At 50.6% G+C, this 16,027-nt stretch carries 23 protein-coding genes and 1 pseudogene; 14 read left to right on the forward strand and 10 right to left on the reverse strand.

Features of this window, described 5'->3' with window-relative positions; all coding sequences use genetic code 11:
* Positions 1-466: 466 nt before the first annotated feature.
* A complete protein-coding gene (locus JVX88_RS19635; RefSeq protein WP_211619846.1) occupies positions 467-841 on the reverse strand; it encodes a DUF2513 domain-containing protein in 375 nt (124 codons plus the stop codon).
* 273 nt (positions 842-1,114) lie between these two features.
* Here JVX88_RS19635 and JVX88_RS19640 point away from each other — a divergent pair, with 273 nt between their 5' ends.
* The 7 genes from JVX88_RS19640 (at position 1,115) to JVX88_RS19670 (ending at position 4,953) form a co-directional block, all read left to right on the forward strand.
* Positions 1,115-1,426, forward strand: a complete 312-nt coding sequence (locus tag JVX88_RS19640; protein WP_211619847.1) for a hypothetical protein — start codon at positions 1,115-1,117, stop codon at positions 1,424-1,426.
* Between the two features lie 96 nt (positions 1,427-1,522).
* Positions 1,523-1,804 carry a hypothetical protein gene (locus JVX88_RS19645; protein WP_211619848.1) on the forward strand — a complete coding sequence of 94 codons (282 nt, stop codon included), beginning with the start codon at positions 1,523-1,525 and terminating at the stop codon, positions 1,802-1,804.
* A 134-nt stretch (positions 1,805-1,938) separates the two neighbouring features.
* A complete protein-coding gene (locus JVX88_RS19650; protein WP_211619849.1) occupies positions 1,939-2,121 on the forward strand; it encodes a hypothetical protein in 183 nt (60 codons plus the stop codon).
* Positions 2,122-2,128: 7 nt separating this feature from the next.
* Positions 2,129-2,452, forward strand: a complete 324-nt coding sequence (locus tag JVX88_RS19655; RefSeq protein ID WP_211619850.1) for a hypothetical protein — start codon at positions 2,129-2,131, stop codon at positions 2,450-2,452.
* A 319-nt stretch (positions 2,453-2,771) separates the two neighbouring features.
* Positions 2,772-3,539: a hypothetical protein gene (locus tag JVX88_RS19660; protein WP_211619851.1), complete on the forward strand. Its 768-nt coding sequence runs from the start codon at positions 2,772-2,774 to the stop codon at positions 3,537-3,539.
* Positions 3,540-4,372: 833 nt separating this feature from the next.
* Positions 4,373-4,702, forward strand: coding sequence for a DUF433 domain-containing protein (locus tag JVX88_RS19665; protein WP_211619852.1), 330 nt, complete (start codon positions 4,373-4,375; stop codon positions 4,700-4,702).
* Entirely contained in the window at positions 4,699-4,953 is a 255-nt protein-coding gene (locus JVX88_RS19670; RefSeq protein ID WP_211619853.1) for a DUF5615 family PIN-like protein, read from the forward strand. The genes JVX88_RS19665 and JVX88_RS19670 overlap by 4 nt, the downstream gene beginning before the upstream one ends.
* Here JVX88_RS19670 and JVX88_RS19675 read toward each other — a convergent pair.
* Both JVX88_RS19675 and JVX88_RS19680 read right to left on the reverse strand, forming a co-directional pair.
* Positions 4,919-5,278: a hypothetical protein gene (locus JVX88_RS19675; RefSeq protein ID WP_211619854.1), complete on the reverse strand. Its 360-nt coding sequence runs from the start codon at positions 5,276-5,278 to the stop codon at positions 4,919-4,921. The two genes, JVX88_RS19670 and JVX88_RS19675, sit on opposite strands and share 35 nt — an antisense overlap.
* Positions 5,279-5,443: 165 nt before the next feature.
* Positions 5,444-5,677, reverse strand: coding sequence for a DUF3134 domain-containing protein (locus JVX88_RS19680; RefSeq protein ID WP_211619855.1), 234 nt, complete (start codon positions 5,675-5,677; stop codon positions 5,444-5,446).
* A 386-nt stretch (positions 5,678-6,063) separates the two neighbouring features.
* On the opposite strand from JVX88_RS19680, the gene JVX88_RS19685 reads away from it, so the two are divergent.
* From JVX88_RS19685 to JVX88_RS19710, 6 genes are all read left to right on the forward strand, one after another.
* Entirely contained in the window at positions 6,064-6,651 is a 588-nt protein-coding gene (locus JVX88_RS19685; protein ID WP_211619856.1) for a PAP/fibrillin family protein, read from the forward strand.
* Positions 6,652-6,677: 26 nt separating this feature from the next.
* Positions 6,678-7,106 carry a VOC family protein gene (locus JVX88_RS19690; RefSeq protein ID WP_211619857.1) on the forward strand — a complete coding sequence of 143 codons (429 nt, stop codon included), beginning with the start codon at positions 6,678-6,680 and terminating at the stop codon, positions 7,104-7,106.
* Positions 7,103-7,681, forward strand: a complete 579-nt coding sequence (locus tag JVX88_RS19695) for an ion transporter (protein ID WP_211619858.1) — start codon at positions 7,103-7,105, stop codon at positions 7,679-7,681. The genes JVX88_RS19690 and JVX88_RS19695 overlap by 4 nt, the downstream gene beginning before the upstream one ends.
* Positions 7,682-7,779: 98 nt before the next feature.
* Entirely contained in the window at positions 7,780-8,004 is a 225-nt protein-coding gene (locus JVX88_RS19700; protein WP_211619859.1) for a hypothetical protein, read from the forward strand.
* A gap of 93 nt (positions 8,005-8,097) precedes the next feature.
* A complete protein-coding gene (locus JVX88_RS19705; protein WP_211619860.1) occupies positions 8,098-8,550 on the forward strand; it encodes a hypothetical protein in 453 nt (150 codons plus the stop codon).
* Positions 8,551-8,630: 80 nt separating this feature from the next.
* Positions 8,631-9,482, forward strand: coding sequence for a P22 phage major capsid protein family protein (locus JVX88_RS19710; RefSeq protein ID WP_211619861.1), 852 nt, complete (start codon positions 8,631-8,633; stop codon positions 9,480-9,482).
* A 72-nt stretch (positions 9,483-9,554) separates the two neighbouring features.
* On the opposite strand, the gene JVX88_RS19715 is transcribed toward JVX88_RS19710, so the two are convergent.
* The 6 genes and pseudogenes from JVX88_RS19715 to JVX88_RS42035 form a co-directional block, all read right to left on the reverse strand.
* The gene (locus tag JVX88_RS19715) at positions 9,555-10,148 is read right to left on the reverse strand and encodes an EAL domain-containing protein (RefSeq protein ID WP_211628778.1); all 594 of its coding nucleotides are present in this window, start codon (positions 10,146-10,148) and stop codon (positions 9,555-9,557) included.
* Positions 10,114-10,953, reverse strand: a pseudogene (locus JVX88_RS19720) (IS256 family transposase); the annotation flags it as partial. The gene JVX88_RS19715 and the pseudogene JVX88_RS19720, both read right to left, overlap by 35 nt.
* Before the next feature lie 62 nt (positions 10,954-11,015).
* Positions 11,016-11,990 (reverse strand): IS3 family transposase, encoded by a 975-nt coding sequence (locus tag JVX88_RS19725; protein WP_225931633.1) that lies wholly within the window; start codon positions 11,988-11,990, stop codon positions 11,016-11,018.
* On the reverse strand, positions 11,987-12,289 hold the full coding sequence (locus JVX88_RS19730) for a helix-turn-helix domain-containing protein (protein WP_211619863.1): 303 nt from the start codon (positions 12,287-12,289) through the stop codon (positions 11,987-11,989). Before JVX88_RS19730 ends, JVX88_RS19725 begins: the two co-directional genes overlap by 4 nt.
* 278 nt (positions 12,290-12,567) lie before the next feature.
* Positions 12,568-13,011: a BON domain-containing protein gene (locus JVX88_RS19735; RefSeq protein ID WP_211619864.1), complete on the reverse strand. Its 444-nt coding sequence runs from the start codon at positions 13,009-13,011 to the stop codon at positions 12,568-12,570.
* Between the two features lie 942 nt (positions 13,012-13,953).
* Positions 13,954-14,331 carry a photosystem I reaction center subunit IV gene (locus JVX88_RS42035; RefSeq protein ID WP_211619865.1) on the reverse strand — a complete coding sequence of 126 codons (378 nt, stop codon included), beginning with the start codon at positions 14,329-14,331 and terminating at the stop codon, positions 13,954-13,956.
* Between the two features lie 358 nt (positions 14,332-14,689).
* Here JVX88_RS42035 and JVX88_RS19745 point away from each other — a divergent pair, with 358 nt between their 5' ends.
* Positions 14,690-15,046: a hypothetical protein gene (locus JVX88_RS19745; RefSeq protein ID WP_211619866.1), complete on the forward strand. Its 357-nt coding sequence runs from the start codon at positions 14,690-14,692 to the stop codon at positions 15,044-15,046.
* On the opposite strand, the gene JVX88_RS19750 is transcribed toward JVX88_RS19745, so the two are convergent.
* A complete protein-coding gene (locus tag JVX88_RS19750; protein ID WP_211619867.1) occupies positions 14,989-15,960 on the reverse strand; it encodes a SpoIID/LytB domain-containing protein in 972 nt (323 codons plus the stop codon). The two genes, JVX88_RS19745 and JVX88_RS19750, sit on opposite strands and share 58 nt — an antisense overlap.
* Positions 15,961-16,027: the final 67 nt, after the last annotated feature.

Here is a 16,027-nt window from a genome sequence, read left to right on the forward strand (position 1 = left end):
TGCTGTGATCGATGCCAGTAATCGACCCCTTTTTGCTGATCTAGCAAAAGTCTGTGTTGGGGCCTATGTTGGACGGTCATTGCCCAAGTCAAAAAGCTAGCGACACTGGCAGTTAGGGCTGATCACCAACAGTTTATACAGTAGGGGGCTTTGTCCTCCTCCCACATCGGCTGCGCTGTTTCAAACAGTACGGTTTGGTCGAGATAGGGGAGCCATCAATACAAAAGGTACTTAAACTTATGGCAAAACAACGCCGTACCAGTGCCAAAGTCGCTCAGCAGGCGTCGAAGATCCTTCGGGATCGTAGATATAGCAAAGCTAGCAAGTCTGTTGCCGCTTCTGCGCTGTCCCAACGGGCACCGAAGAAGAAGTAACATCCTCTGACGTGGGGCTGCCCCTTACCTGGAGGTTAGCCCCTCTATCTTCAGTTTGCTTCTGGCATAATCCCTGACCCGAATGATGACCTTCACACCAAACCAAAATAGTTCTGCGCCGCTTTGGTAAGAAGACCGTTCAGAACAGTCATAGACACCGAAGTTCCTTTCTCTTGAGCCTGAGCCATTACCTTCTTCCAGATGGTGTCATTTCTGGCGTTATCCAAAAACTCATGTCCTTGCCATGTCAATCTGTCGATCACGTATATTTTCTGACCAGTTTCAGGATTAGCAAACGAGGCTCCAGCATGGAGAAAACCGTGTTCAATCAAAATTTCAATATGCTCGGTTATTGTTGCTGGATCGTATTTGTCGCACACAAGCTCGCTGCTGTCGATTCTACTTCCTGCTAGATTGGCTTCTACTGAAAATAGAATGCTTCGGATGAGATTGAAATCTCTTTGCATAGGATTGTCTAAATATAGTACAAATCAACTATCCGTCATAGGTTAGCTAACCAGCGTTTAGAATTCAACAACTTCACCCTGCTTTGCAAGCAGCATGGAACCAATTAGAGTCGAGTGTACAACTGTTACTTTTTTGATGAACTACAAGTAGATGGCTATCGGCTTCTCTGTGGCGCTGGGGTGCTGCGGCGCTCTGGCGCTTTTTTTGTGGCATTGGGAAGCACACTAGAATCGAGGCAGTTTGATGCAATGATGCAATAGGGAACTTACGTTATGAGCAGTACGGCTGACAACGAACTCCAGCGCTCGATTCAGCAGAGCTTACAGGATCTTGCCGACCAGATGGGCCATCCGATTGAGCAGAGCACGGCCCAACAGCTTTACTACGAAGCCACTGACCTGCTGGATCACCTCAGCTATGAGCCATTGACTTTAGCCCGTGTGGCTGGAACGCTGCTAGTCTACCGGGTGCAAAAGATCGAAGTGGAGGAAGTGGACTGGTTTAAACAGCAGGTGCGGCAATGCCCGGATGAAGAAGAAGTCGAGGAGTTAATCGAATCGCTGCACCGCACCGATGGGCTGTGAGGAGAGAAGCTGCACCTTGTTTGGGTTTGACAAAATAGTACTAATATACTAAACAAGAGACCAATGCTGCTCAACTGAACGGCTGCTGACTCGTCTGTGAACAGTTCGGCGCGTGAAATTGCTGCTAATGTGTCGGTGAGTGAGGCTGTTCAGCTACAGCAGGCGGATGGAGCAATTGTGACAGCCTTGATCTGCCCGATGGTGCAGCGGCATCTGGATGATTTCAACTTAGTTTGGAAACCCATGCTCGAAGCCCTAGACGGAGAGGATGCCTTTTGGGACTGGGCATGGAAGAAACGCCTAGCGCTGACGGATGAACGCTATGAGGTGGCACAACGATTCTCTACATCCCCTGGTACAGCGCCAACAAAATTCTAGACAAGTACGCACCTGGTTGGACGTGGGAGATCCGCAGCATTGATCTAAGCAATGAGCGATTATTTCTGGTTGGACGGCTAACGATTCCAACAGCGGAGGGCAACGTTTATCGTGAAGCGACTGGCACTGAACTGTTGAAAGACTCGAAGGTGATCAAAGACCGCGACGGCAATTTGGTTTTTGACGAGTACGACCGCCCGATGACCGATGAGGTGGAGCTGGCTTACGGCGATCCATCCAGTAACGCAGAGAGTATGGCGTTTCGTCGAGCGGCTGCCCGGTTTGGACTTGGCTTGTACCTCTACAGCAAAAACTAAGGACGATATGGCAATTTTAGAACTACAATCAACTCGATTGAGTTGGGTTAACCTTGTGGAGACTGCCACCGCAAAAGATGTACTAGAAGCTATTCAAGAGCGAGCGCAGGAGCGTTGGGGCGAAAAGTGGATCGCTGAATTAGTCAAAGCCTATGTCAAAATCGCCATTGCTAACGGAGATGAAGGCGCGACGGTGGTGAAACGGCGCTCTCAGATCGAGCGTGCTCTAAAGTCGGGGAGTTGTACGCTTGATACGGCGATTTGGCTGGCGGCTGCGGTGGGATGTCGATTCCAGATGGTCTGCATGAAAGTAGAAGTGAGAGAATTTTAGCGGGTGCCGATAGATTATGTGTTGAGTGTTCTAGGTTATCTACGGCGGCTCATCTCAATCGTTAGCCCTCCTGGTTATCTGTGAGGCATCAGCTTTAAGCCTATCTGTGGGTGCTCTACTAACTAATAAGCATGAATAATCTACGTCGAACAGATTAGAGAAGTGTGAACAGGAAAGATCCCTCTGTTCTATGCTAAGTTTACTAGAAGTATCAGATTAAGTCTTGTCTATTACACGTTAGCCTGCTGGGTTACTCGTGGGGTGGTAGCTTGAACGCTATCTGTTTTGTTGCAGACATAAAGTTGATGTGAGGTATGTTGTGGTGCAAAAGTCGGCACAGTTTAATTCTCTAACCTCAATACTTGCTTCTGGTCTTCTACTTGGCAGTTGTTTGGCTTCTAAAGCTGATGGACAAGTGACAGACTCAGAGCTTAGAATCATGCCTGCCACAATCCACTTTGTCGTCCAGAGTACTACCTATCCAACTATTGAAGCCGAGGTATGGCTTAATCCCTTAGCCGAAATGCCCATAAACACACCTGTTTATATCCGTAACGGAACTGACACTCAGTATTTAGCTGTTTTGAGTAGGGACACCCTCAATCCTCCGCCTCAAACTATTGAAGTTACTACTCGACAGCGCACATTAGTGACGCAGTGGAGCCGGAACGAATTGAGAGCGTATGCCTATGAAGCTCAAAGAAATGGATCTACGCTGATTATTGATCCAGATCCCGTAAATCAAGGCTTGTTTCCAATTTCAAGAGTAACTCGAACTTGTGGAGGCGCGTTCTGTAATGTGACGGTAGATCCGACAGTAGTACATAGTACTTCACGAACACCTAGGCTTGTACCAGATTCAAGTGGGGTAATGCGCCAGGAATATGAGGAAAACCATAGAATTCAAGTCTTCGTTGGTTCTGAAGTGTTCACTTTAGTGGGTTGGGAAGGTGTTTTCCCAATTGATACTGCTCTAGCTACAGCCCTACAGCAGGCATCCGCAACCATTAAAGTTGTCACTCCTAATGGGTGGGAGGCGAGTGTCAATCAAGGTGCTGTAGAGAGCTTACGTACATTGTACCGATAGGCATTTGAAAATTTTCTTTTAAACATTGTCAAAGCGTATAGTGTAGTACCGTTCAGCTTCAAGCAATTCCAATATTGATCAAACTTCGGACAAAAACGTCATGTCTAAGACCAGATATTTTGCATCAATTGTTCTCTCATCTGTATTCTTACTGTTCTGCCCAGAAGTTGCTCGATCGTTGGATTTGCAGGACATTCTAGAAGCAATCAATCAGGGTATGCAGGAAAGTAACGAACAGCAAGCTATTGAGCAGTGCAGTCGACCCTCTCATCGCTCTGATGTCTGGTGCAATTTATTTTGGCAAATGCGAGGTGGTCGCCCAACTGGATCTTCAAGCCCTAATTCTGCCTCAGATACTTCGATTGCTACGTTAATTCAACTCTATCAGTCTGCATCTCAGCAACGACAAGCAGCAGAAGCTAGATTCCGTACCTGCACTTCTACTAGCAGCAGCCCTTTAAGTTGCTCATCAACAGTGGCAGAGAGCCATGCATCAAGCGAGAATACATACCGAGATATGGTTGGACAGGCACTAATTGATGCTACAGAGAGAACTTATAACGATCCTAGCCTGTGTCCTCAAACTATTAGCTCCTACCGCCAAGCAGTAACCGCAGGTTTACCTTTTGCAGCTAATATGTCAAATATCGTGACATTCTGCCGTAGTCACGGAATGACTTTTTAGGCTCTCTTAAGCCCGTACTGTAAAAACGACACTATAGCCTTTCAACAACTCAACCACCAACATAACAGGGCACCCTGATTTGGACAAATACTCTTCTCGGTTCTATCGAAACCATTTATGATGGAGGCAGTTAAGTCAGCACCCATATATGCTAGTCCTAACGCCTAAGTCTTATATAGTGTACCGAAACGAGGGGTATTGGGTAGAAGGAACCCGGATCTCCCTTGACTCAATTATTTATGCCTTCCGAAGAGGGTTATCGCCTGAAAGCATTGTTCAGTCTTTCCCATTACTGAATCTTGAACAGGTTTATGGTGCGATTACCTTTTATCTTGCTAATCGGGCTGAGGTTGATGCTTATTTAGAAGATGAAGAGAAGGCATTCGATGCAATGCCCCAACCTCTTCAATCAACTGATCCTGTTTTGTATAACAAACTTATGGCAGCTAAAGCAGCAAAGCATCGGACAGAATCATGACTGTTCGCTACCAAGCTGATGCTGATCTAAACCAGATGATTGTCACGGGGGTTTTACGGCGTGAACCTGCGATTGACTTTCAAACCGCTTTTGCTGCTGGGCTAGAGGGTGTCAAGGATTCGGAGGTATTGGCACTGGCAGCACAACAAGGTCGTATTCTGATCAGTCATGATCGCAAAACGATGCCTCTGCAGTTTGCAATGTTTATAATCAGCCTCAGTACAGGACAAAAGCTTGCAAGGGGGTACTAGGAAAGGGTTTCATGAGAATTACCGCTTGCGGGCCGTCTTGGCGAATCACCTGACCTGCTTTTAGATCGCGCAGCAGGGGGACAACCCACAGTCCTAGCATGCCGGCCACCAAGGCAGTTACGACCAAAGGCAGGGTTAACCCGAAACCAGCAGCCAGCGAACGGCCAGCAATCCAGTCCAGAATCAAAGCGGCTGTTGTAAGTCCTGCACCCAGTGTCAAAAACAGACGATATCCAGACAGCCCGATGGATTTGATAGATTTTTGGGAAAGGATCGGTGTCTTTCTGTCCGGTGTTATCTTGGCATCCACAATTTCAGATTTCACTCCACACCACACACTACAAAGCCTACCAGCCTAATTTCAGGAAATCAAAGTTTTTCTTTGCAAATCCAAACTAGTGCTGGAATCATGCCACAGAATTCTCAAAATGGATCACCGAATGATTACCTGAATTTTCTGGAATTCCAAATTCTTAATTGCAACCGCAGCTTATTCATCCAAGTCGAGGGAATCGTCATCATCATCGAGATCAAAGGCGGCATCGTCACCGGACATCAGCTCGCTAATTTCTTCTTCATCTTCGGAGAAATCAAAATCGGAAACATCACGAGACAGCAGGCGTCCGGTTCCCTCTAGCCAATCTAAGATAGAAGCATCTTGCTGTAAAGGAATTGGTGCAGCAGGTTGGTTGCGGGGAATCTCGTGTAGAGCAGGATTATGCATAGTTAACAGCGTGGTTAGTTTGGATCAGCTAATGGTAGCAAACATGGAGATCGAGCGGCCGGCCACGCGAATTCGCTGAATTGCCAGCGGACCAACCAAAAACCCTCGATACTACTAGCTTAAATCCTACTTGATGTCAACACCAAGCTTTTGGTGAAACAATTTGAAATATTTGGCTGAATCGGACTGACGTAGTCGCAATGATTTTGATTTAACTTGACGATCACCGACGACCGATTTGGTCTAGATCTGGTTTTAGGTCTCAAAGTTTAGATTTGAAAGATATCTGGCTCTGTCAACGATGCGGCTGGCGGACCTAGCCACTCGCCTCTACGGGCAGTTTGAACCGATCTCTGGTCACTCAGTTTTCATCTGAAGAGGGCATTATGCTTGGTAAATCCACATTACTGGAAGCGATTGCGGGTAAAAATCGGGGCCTGTTGGCAACCGAGTCGGAGCAACTGGCTATCCTCTCTGCAATTGCCCAATTAGAAGACCGCAACCCTACTCCCCAGCCGCTAGAAGCGGTTGATAAGCTGAACGGCAACTGGCGATTGATCTACACCACCAGCCGGGGGCTGCTGCGGATTGATCAGTTTCCATTCCTCAAACTGGGCCAGGTCTATCAATGCATTCGAGCCAGAACTGCCACACTTTACAATATTGCCGAGGTCTATGGTTTACCCTATTTGGAAGGGTTAGTCAGCGTGGCCGCGAGGTTTGAACCCGTATCAGAAAAGCGAGTTAATGTTAGCTTTGAGCGCTCGATCATTGGCTTGCAGCGGCTGGTTGACTATCGTTCACCCGACCACTTTATTCAGCGTATTGAAGCAGGCCAAAAGTTTCCGGCGATTGATTTCAACATCACGGCTCGCGAGCAGCGCGGCTGGCTAGAAATTACCTATCTAGATGATGATCTGCGAATTGGCAAAGGCAACGAGGGCAACGTATTTGTTTTAACGAAGGCAGTTTAATCAGGCAAATGAGCAGGGCTAGGACGATGCAAACCCTCTTTCATCTGGCGTTTCCCGTCACCGACATTGCGACAGCTAAAGAGTACTATGGCAACGGGCTAGGTTGTGCTGTAGGGCGAGAAAATGCCAAATCGGTGATTCTGAATCTATATGGTCATCAGCTAGTAGCCCATCTCACCGATCAGCCGTTGACTCCGCAACCGGGGATCTATCCACGCCATTTTGGTTTAGTTTTTCTGGTCGAAGCGGATTGGGAAGCGTTACTAGAACGGGCAGAGCGAAAGGAGTTGAAGTTCTACCAATCGCCGAAGTATCGGTTCACGGGGTCGCCGTTAGAGCATCGCACTTTCTTTTTAGAAGATCCGTTTCACAATTTGATGGAATTCAAGTATTACGCTCATCCATCGGCCATTTTTGGCGAAGTGGAATTTGTCCAAATCGGGGATCGGGAATGACGCAATCAGCCTATCAGAATTGGCAGCAAAAAGTCAGGTTCTACTTTGAAGATATTGAAACGCCGGTTGGCAAAGCGATCAACCTGATGATTACAGGTATGGTGCTGCTATCGTCTGCCATTTTTGTAGCCGAAACCTATCCGATTTCGGCTTCCGCCAAGGCGGTTTTGGCGATTTTGAATAATCTGATTTTGGTGGTTTTCACCATCGAATATATTCTGCGGTTTTGGAGCGCCGAGGACAAACTGCGCTTTGTTTTCAATCCCTATTCGCTGATTGATCTGGTGGCGATTCTACCGTTTCTGTTTACAGCGTTGGATATTCGCTTTATTCGGATTTTTCGTTGGTTTCGGATTCTGCGCTTGATTCGATTTTTTGAAGGACGAACGACGATCGCCAGCGCCTTTTTCCTGTCCGCCACTGTGAATGCTGAATGTTTCATCTGTGAAAGTTTTTCTTGCAAACAATACATTTGTTTGATATATTCAAACGGCTGGGCGATATTGGACGCCAAATGCTCTTTATTACCATCGCCGCTTACATACCGCCCGGCCATGAGCAGAATACGAAAATAAAGTTTAATGAGCGATAGCGGAATGGGGGAACCGTCAGGTTTGCTTGATATTCAAATACTGCTCGATGTGCGAGGGATGAAAGAAAGAGGGTAAAACATATGTTGGATAAGAAGATAAGGCCCAAAATACGGCTCGGTGAGATAGAGAGGCTAATTCGCAAACACAGGATCATAGTTCCGCCGCTTGCAAGAAACACGCTGATAAAGATGTGTGAAGAGGGGATATTCGAAACAGCCGGGAACGCCCCAACAAGGCACGGCTGGCTTGTCTATGAAGACAGCTTTTGGAAATGGGCTCACAGTTTCGATAACGAGAACGAATGACGCGCTTGCAAAAAGTGCATCGTGTGCAGATCGCGCGGGCCGCGCTGTTTGGTCTTAACTTTCGTTTCTGCACATGGTTATTCTGGCCGCTGTATGAACGAAGAAATACAGAAAATCGAGGGCGATGCGACGGCAGGATCAGCAGATGCAGAGTCCGAAACAGGTGCCGAGCTGGAAAAGCTCCGGCGTGAGAATTTGGTGTTGAAACAGGTGATACGGATGCGTGCGGCGGACGAGCGGATAACACGTGAGCTGGTGGATGCAGGGGCCCGATCACCGAAACTTTTATTTGAAACTTTCAAGGACCGCATAGAATTTGATGAGAACGATGAACCATTGAATGTGCCCCACCTTGTCCGTGATCTCAAGAAGATGTATCCGGAACAGTTCGATAACAACCCTCCGCTCCGACAGATCGATGCAGCCGCAGGTGTCAGGGCAAAGCAAACACTAATAACGCACAAAAGTCTTTCTATGATGAGTCCGCAGGAGATAGCCAAGCTAGATTGGGCTGAGGTGCGGAGCATTTTGGCGGCAGGCGAATAGTAGCAGAACGAAGCAGAACAAGACTCCGGCCTTTCCTCCGGAATAAGTAAAAACCTAAAACATAAAACAGAGAACGAATTATGGCATTGACATTCATACCTACGGTTTGGGCGGCGCGGCTGCTCACGGCATTGGATAAGACACTCGTTTACGGCCAATCGTTGGTCGCAAACAGAGACTACGAGGGCGAGATACGTGAGGCCGGTAACACGGTCCGGATAGCTTCGGTAGGCGACATCACCGTCGGCGATTACATACAGAACACTGATATCGGTGATCCGGAAATTCTCACGGATTCTGAGCTTTCGCTTATCATCGACCAGCAAAAGTATTTCCACTTTTTTGTGGACGGCATCGACCGCGCGCAGCAGAACGTTAATGTTTTGGATGAAGCGATGCGGCGTGCTGCCTGGTCGCTACGCGATGCCGCGGACAGCTATATCGCGGGGTTGATGTCGGCGGCGGTAACTTCCGGCAACACTATCGGGACTACCATATCGCCGGTGGTACCCACGCCGGATGATGCTTATGAGTATCTGGTCGATCTAGGCGTAAAGCTTGACGAGGCAAACGTTCCGCTCGAGGGGCGTTTTGTCGTTGTTCCTGCGTGGTTTCACGGAATGCTGCTGAAAGATGAGCGGTTCATCAAAGCAGGTTCTGAGCGTTCGGACGCGAGATTGCGGAACGGCGAGGTTGGTGAGGCGGCCGGGTTTTCGATACTGAAATCGAACAACGTCCCGAATGTTTCGGGCGAAAAATACAAGCTGATCGCAGGACACTCAATTGCTACGGCTTATGTCGAGCAAGTGCTCGATCTGCAAACCTACAAGCCGGAAAAACGATTCGGCGACGCGGTCAAGGGGTTGCATGTTTACGGTGCGAAGATCGTGCGGCCCGGGGCCCTGGCGATGATCATCGCGGACAAAGAATAAAAAGCAAAAAAACTCAAAGGCCGGAGGAGCATCATCTCCTTCGGCCTTTTATGTAGATAGCGATCTTTGAGACTAATTGAGGGTTTTCAAGAATTCTTCCATCGCGTCTTTCGCTAACGGACGCGCAAAATGGAAGCCTTGTCCTGCACCGCAGCCAAGCCCTTTGAGTTCGGTTATCTGTTCGGCGTGCTCGATACCTTCGGCGATGGTCTTCAGTTTCAGTGATTCGCCCATCATAATTATCGCCTTTGCCACGGCATTTCCTTCAGAACCTTGGCCGAGTTTATCAATGAATGATTTATCGATTTTCAGGATATCGATCGGAAATCGCTGCAGATAGCTAAGACTGGAATAACCCGTCCCGAAATCGTCGATGGCAAGGCGGATCCCAAGATCCTTTAGCTCAGCCAGCTTTGCGATAGTCGTTTCGGCGTCCTGCATCATAAAGCTTTCGGTAATCTCCAAGATCAACGAGGCCGGGGGCAAACCAGAGACATTTAGCGCATTCCTAACGATCTCAACCAGATCGACGCGCTGGCCGTGCAGGCGGACGGCAAGCTGGATGGCGTCCCAGTGCGTGGTGTAACAACGAGCGGACCTGTGGGTCCTCGCCAGCGTCAGGTTGCTGGGGTCAGCTGGCCGCGGCGGGCAGGCTGACGGTGGGATTCTCTCCGACGTGGGCCAGGGTTTCCAGCGTCATGTAGCGGCGCTGGATGGACCACTCGTCGGTTTGCTCGATGAGCAGCGCGCCGACCAGTCGGTAGATCGATTTCTCGGTGGGAAAGATGCCGACCACATCGGCCCTGCGCTTGATCTCGCCATTGAGCCGCTCGAGGGGGTTGGTCGAGTGCAGTTTGGTCCGATGCTCCTTCGGGAAGTCCATGAAGGCCAGGACGTCGTGTTCGGCCGCGTCAAGCAGCGTGGCGATCTTGGGGAAGCGCTCGCGCAGCTGGTCGGCCACCTTCCGCCATTGGGCGTGGGCGGCCTCCGGAGTTTCCTGGGCGAAGATGGTGCCTACCATCGCCGACACCATCCGGCGCTGGCCCTTGAGCACGGGGGCCAGCACGTTGCGCATGAAATGCACCCGGCAGCGCTGCCAGGTCGCCCGCAGGACCTTGCTGGCGGCCGCCTTCAGGCCCTCGTGGGCGTCGGAGATGACCAGCTTCACGCCGCGCAGGCCACGCCGCATCAGGCTGCGCAGGAAGCTGGTCCAGAACGGTTCGGCCTCGGAGGCGCCGACTTCAAGCCCCAGCACCTCGCGGCGGCCGTCGCTGTTGACGCCGACGGCCACTATCACGGCAACGGAGACGATCCGGCCGGCCTCCCGCACCTTCATGTAGGTCGCGTCGATCCAAAGGTACGGCCAGTCCCCCTCGATCGGCCGCTCCCGGAATGTCGTCACCCGCTCGTCGATCTCCTCGCACAAGCGCGAGACCTGGCTCTTGGAGATTCCGTCCATGCCCATGGCCTTGTGTATTGCCTCCCAGTTCCCTTGGACCCGCTCGTCCCGGAATTGTGTGAGTCCGCTCCGGGTCAGGCGGCTTGCCGCAACTGTGCATCCTGGTGCATCGAATCGTCCAGCTTCTCCTTGGCTGCCTTCGCCCAGCCCTGCCAGCGCGGCAACGTGATCGCCCGGCCCTTCACGTAGACATCTTCGGGCGTCAGCACGTCGCCACCCTCGGCTGGCTCCAGCGCCCAGTGCGGGCGGATCGTGTTGTAGCGGTCCCGGAAGGCGGCCAACTTCTCCCTGGCGTCCTGCGGATGATCGTAGAGCTGCCAGTACACCTCCTCGCGCTTGAGCGTCTGGTGGAAGCGCTCAAGGAGGCCGAGCTGCTGCGGCGTGCGGTAGCGGGTCCGGACGTGGCGGAACCGGTCCTTGATCGCCTTCTGGAAGTGCCGGGCCAGGAAGCAGCTGCCATTGTCGGTGACCAGGAACGGGATCTGCTCCAGCCTGCCATGCAGGCGCTCAGCCTCCTGCACGGCCAGGTCGATGGCGGCGCTGACCTCAGGGGCCGAGTAGCTCGGCGTCAGGTGGCAGGCCAGCAGGTAGCGGCTGTAGTAGTCGATCACGGTGACCGCGTACCACCAGCCATGCCCCGGGATGTGGATGTAGGTGACGTCGCTCTGCCACAGGGCGTTCGGACGTGTCGGCAGCAGCTCGAACAGCTTGGCGCTCTGGTGCAGTTCGGCGGCCGTTGCGCGCCGCTTCTGCATCAGGTCTTCGGCCTTGAACACAGCGTGCACGAACTTCTTGCTGACCATGTGCCCGGCCCGCCGCAGCACGATCGCCAGCCGCTTGTAGCCCCACCAGGGGTACTTCCTGGCGAACTCGACCACGGTGGCCTTCAGCGCCTCGTTCAGCGGCCGCGGTGCCGGCCCTGGCCGCTTCGGCTCGGTGGCCGGGCTGTGGTACCAGCTCGACGACGCCACGCCAATCGCGCCCAGCAGTGGCTTCAGCCGCGCCGTCCCCTTCTCTGCTTCGATCATGGCCCGCAGCTCCGCAGTCAGAGCGACGGGCCCGAGAGCTTTTTTAGGATGCGGTTCGCTATCGTCAGCTCGCCGATCACCTGCTCCCGCGACTCGATCTCGCGCTGAAGCTTGGCCACCTCCTTGGCGGCGACCGCATCGCTACCCTTACCGGCAAGCTGCGCCTTGCCGCCCGAGATGAACTCGTCCCGCCAGCGATAGACCGTCTGCTCGCTGACCCCAGCCCGCCGGGCAATCTGCGCCGCCGGCTCCTCCTTCCTCAACAGCGCCAGGACCAGCTCTACGCGCTTGTCCGCAGGTACCTCGCTCTTGCGTCCCATGCCTTGCTCCTCGATGGTTGGCTAACATTCCATCGGGTCCAGGGACCTGGGGGCAAGACAGTGGGGCGCCAATAATCGCGGGAGACAGGCGCGTTACGACGTTCTACGCACAGGCGGATCGAGTGCACATGAGAGTCGAGTTGTTCGATCCGAACGGTGTTCTCAAGAATGTGGACTACTGCAACGCGTGTGGCCCAAATGACTAGAGCGAGAAACAGAGGCCGCGATCTGACGCTGATAAATACTCATACCGCGCCGATTGGGAAAACAACCGCTTGCTAGGAAGCAGTAGCACCAACTAGTGTGGGAGTTGACGCCGTGGGTTTGAGTTGCCCAATTGTCACCTGATCAACATCGACATCCTTGACACCTGCAACCTGCTTTACTACTTCAACCACCTGCTGCAGTTGAGCCGCATTGGTCACCTTACCTAGTAGCGTGATCCGATTACCATGCTGAATTATGCAAAGAGTTTTGATGTTTTGTACCTGCGGATGCTGATCAAGCGCTTGAGCCACCCGTTTGGCTAATCCCTGAGGATCATATTCTCCCTTCAACCCCACATACTCTAACGGATATGCCGGTTGGGATTCTTTGGGTTGTGGTAGCCAATCGGCTGGGTTGCTGACTGAATTTAGACTAAGGGCATAGCTGCTAACTGCGGCTTCGGGCTGAAAGCTGCTTTGATGCATTAAAGAAAAAACGCGCTGTAACCAACTCATGAAAGATTACCTCCTAATGCTCTCTCGATGAACGGTAGACAACTGATTGTTAATCTTCGAGATTGTTAATTTGAGTGTTACTTTGAGGCAGATGCTAAATTCTCACTAATCCAAACATCGCCTCAGCCATACCGTGAGTCTTTTGTCTAGACGTTAATTTGCTGTAAAAGTTTCAACAAACTTGCTAGGGAACTGATCCAAGAGCGATCCAAGAGCGAACAGATAAGCCTGGCGAACCAAAGACAATGAAGTAATTACTCATGTCGGTAGTCAAATCAGTGATTGAACTATGGCGGTTGATTATGGCGGAAGTATCGATTATGGCTCCAATCATAATTTGAACGATGAGATTTGAACTATGAGTCGAAGGGGATAAATTGCAATTCAAACAATTCGAACAATTCAAACTATGATGAGTTGATAAGAACTGTAGCATAGGAACTTTATAACATATCTATTAATCCCTTTTAATACCCTATCTTGCACCGAGAGTTGGTGATTATCGTTACTAAATTGTTACTAACCAGTAGATTTTGATTCAACTTTTGATTCAACAGTTAACAAGACAATTCAACAAGCTCAAAAAAGCCTGGTTGCTTGTATTTGGTCTATTGCCAGGTAACGGTTTCAGCTAACTGCGTCTAATCGAACTATCCAATCTGACTGCTTTATTGTGGCGGCTTTACTGAGAGCTAGCCTCCCACTAAAGCGAGAAATACCATATAGAAAACCGAAATAAAAAAAGAGGGAACGCCAAACAGCATCCCCCCGTATTGATCCCCTAAAGCTAAAGACTAATCTTTATAGATTCTGTTCAGCATTGTAACGATAAACCCACATGTTCACGACTCCAACTCAAGGTAGATCTTCGCAGATTTAGTTGGTCAAGTCTGTTCCTGTGGTCATTGTAGACAAGCAGAACAGAGGGCGGAAATTTGAGGTTTAGCGAGCCTCGGTGCCCTGGTTTGGATCACCCTCAACGCGAGGATTATCGGTTCCGGGTGCATCGGGTGCAGCGCCAGGTGATGTCTCTTGTGCAGCCCCTTGACCTGTGCGACGCAGAGCTGGCTCGAGCGGAGTTTGCTTGCCACCAGAGGCCGTTGGGGTGGTTTTTCCAGCTTTGCCAGAGGGCGGCGCGACTTCCTCTAGTTCATTCAGGGCAAAATTGTTGGTATTAATGCCCGAATAGCTGACCTTATTGAAGCGGACCACAACAGGGTACTTGATGCCACTCTGGTCTACAGAAGCAACAACCCCCGTATCTTGATACCAGTAGGAATCTTTCCGCAGAACTTTTACCGTAGAGCCGCGTTGAATCATAAATGCCTTCCTCTGTTTCTGGAAATGGTTTAGTGGAAATAATCTTATATTCTAGAACTACTTTGGTCTGGCACAGTATAAATCCTTCTTTAGGCGTATTTATATCTACAGACGTATTCTGAAAAACTTATCATAGCGAGATTCATTGTTGCATTGAGCGCTACAACATTGCTTAGTAGATTGAATCAAGCGTTACAGATCTCTCACCTGAGCTAGAGGAACCAAAGGTCAGGGACCCGTTAATCTGAGGATGCATTCACAGCGCATTCTTTAACCGCTAGCGTTTTTGCGAAGAAATATCTTGACGGGCCACAATTTTGGCGAGATTGACGTTAAATAGATTTGATGGAGTATCTATATGAGCAATTCAGTTTTTGATCGAATTAGCAATTTGAAGCGTGTTCGATTGGGTCGCGTTGCTGTCGTTATTGCTGCTAGCTTCATCTTAATGTTAGGTACAGCATGTAATCCCAGTTCACCCAGTGTTTCTGGTACAGGTTCTTACCAGCAAGGCAGACAGCCTCAGACTGAGCTTTATCGCACGATTCAACCCAATGAAGGTGGCATGAACACCTACAGCGATACAGACCCGAGATACAACACTAAAGGACTGAAATCCGAAATAAAGGCGCGAGTCGATCAGGCTGATCGCAATATTCAGAAAGTCAACAGCCCAGAAGAATTTGCTGAAGATTCGACAATCCCACCCCGGTAGCTGACAAACTGTCCTGACGTTGCATCTACCGCTTGGTTGGTTTCGGGCGCTTCCCGGTTGATGCCGCTATAGACCTGATAGTATTCGGTAGCACCCAGGTGGAACAACGAACTCATGGGCTTGAAGTAATAGGTCAGCGCATAGGAGCGAGCCGCCACTGCCTGAGCTTTCAGTGCTTCCGGATGCCAACTAGGTGACACTTCACTCGCCACAACGCTGTGCAAGTAGTTGCGCATGTTGACCAAATTCACCGCCCAAAGTTTGCCCGCATCATTCACCAACAGCAGTCGCCCGCGATAAGTCCGATCGCCTAAATAGAGCAAGCCATTCTGACTCGGTTCCACCAGCACGACCGCAGGGAGTTGCGATCCATTTAGGGCAATCCCATTTCCACTTGGTTGAGCAGTGTACCGAGTCTCAGCAGAGAGAGTTAATAGAGGTTGACGGTCCTGGTCCATCAATGTGGCTGAGGTGGAATTGCCAAGAGACAAGGCCGGCACCCCTTCTGCAATCGCCACCCGCATTTCAATCAAAGTATCCACTGCCGTCGCCGGACTGACAAAAGATTGCTTGTACCGCTCATTGATTGCCTTTTGCTCTGCGGTCAAGGAGGATTTGGGCTGAGGAGAAGCCGGTTGCGTTGATTGTTCTAACCCTGGGGCGGTAGCCGATGGCGGAGCTTGGGTTTTGGTGGCTCGCTTACCGGGTGTGGAAGTTGGCTGGACTGGGGCTGCTAAAGACGAGACTGGAGAAGGTGTTGACGCAGGTGAACCAGACAGGCTGGGGGCTGAAGACGAGGATTGGCGCTGCAGATTTAGAAAGAGCAGCACTCCGGCTAATTGCAGCACAGCTAGTAGAAGCAGCAACAGCCAAGGATAACGTTTGAAAAACTGAACAAATTGCGGTTTCGCCATAGAATTCACCCGGCACAACACGGCTGATTGCCTTGACCCACTCATTGCTTTGATCCAGCGTTCCAGC

The organism is Leptolyngbya sp. 7M, from assembly GCF_018128485.1.

What these genes read in the sequence shown, in the direction of transcription:
- JVX88_RS19665 (WP_211619852.1), top strand. Translation starts at nt 4,373, where the DNA reads ATGCTAGTCCTAACGCCTAAGTCTTATATAGTGTACCGAAACGAGGGG.
- JVX88_RS19695 (WP_211619858.1), top strand. Translation starts at nt 7,103, where the DNA reads ATGACGCAATCAGCCTATCAGAATTGGCAGCAAAAAGTCAGGTTCTAC.
- JVX88_RS42035 (WP_211619865.1), bottom strand. Translation starts at nt 14,331, where the DNA reads ATGATTCAACGCGGCTCTACGGTAAAAGTTCTGCGGAAAGATTCCTAC.
- JVX88_RS19710 (WP_211619861.1), top strand. Translation starts at nt 8,631, where the DNA reads ATGGCATTGACATTCATACCTACGGTTTGGGCGGCGCGGCTGCTCACG.
- JVX88_RS19635 (WP_211619846.1), bottom strand. Translation starts at nt 841, where the DNA reads ATGCAAAGAGATTTCAATCTCATCCGAAGCATTCTATTTTCAGTAGAA.
- JVX88_RS19705 (WP_211619860.1), top strand. Translation starts at nt 8,098, where the DNA reads ATGAACGAAGAAATACAGAAAATCGAGGGCGATGCGACGGCAGGATCA.
- JVX88_RS19680 (WP_211619855.1), bottom strand. Translation starts at nt 5,677, where the DNA reads ATGCATAATCCTGCTCTACACGAGATTCCCCGCAACCAACCTGCTGCA.
- JVX88_RS19670 (WP_211619853.1), top strand. Translation starts at nt 4,699, where the DNA reads ATGACTGTTCGCTACCAAGCTGATGCTGATCTAAACCAGATGATTGTC.
- JVX88_RS19685 (WP_211619856.1), top strand. Translation starts at nt 6,064, where the DNA reads ATGCTTGGTAAATCCACATTACTGGAAGCGATTGCGGGTAAAAATCGG.
- JVX88_RS19640 (WP_211619847.1), top strand. Translation starts at nt 1,115, where the DNA reads ATGAGCAGTACGGCTGACAACGAACTCCAGCGCTCGATTCAGCAGAGC.
- JVX88_RS19690 (WP_211619857.1), top strand. Translation starts at nt 6,678, where the DNA reads ATGCAAACCCTCTTTCATCTGGCGTTTCCCGTCACCGACATTGCGACA.
- JVX88_RS19700 (WP_211619859.1), top strand. Translation starts at nt 7,780, where the DNA reads ATGTTGGATAAGAAGATAAGGCCCAAAATACGGCTCGGTGAGATAGAG.
- JVX88_RS19655 (WP_211619850.1), top strand. Translation starts at nt 2,129, where the DNA reads ATGGCAATTTTAGAACTACAATCAACTCGATTGAGTTGGGTTAACCTT.
- JVX88_RS19730 (WP_211619863.1), bottom strand. Translation starts at nt 12,289, where the DNA reads ATGGGACGCAAGAGCGAGGTACCTGCGGACAAGCGCGTAGAGCTGGTC.
- JVX88_RS19745 (WP_211619866.1), top strand. Translation starts at nt 14,690, where the DNA reads ATGAGCAATTCAGTTTTTGATCGAATTAGCAATTTGAAGCGTGTTCGA.
- JVX88_RS19750 (WP_211619867.1), bottom strand. Translation starts at nt 15,960, where the DNA reads ATGGCGAAACCGCAATTTGTTCAGTTTTTCAAACGTTATCCTTGGCTG.
- JVX88_RS19735 (WP_211619864.1), bottom strand. Translation starts at nt 13,011, where the DNA reads ATGAGTTGGTTACAGCGCGTTTTTTCTTTAATGCATCAAAGCAGCTTT.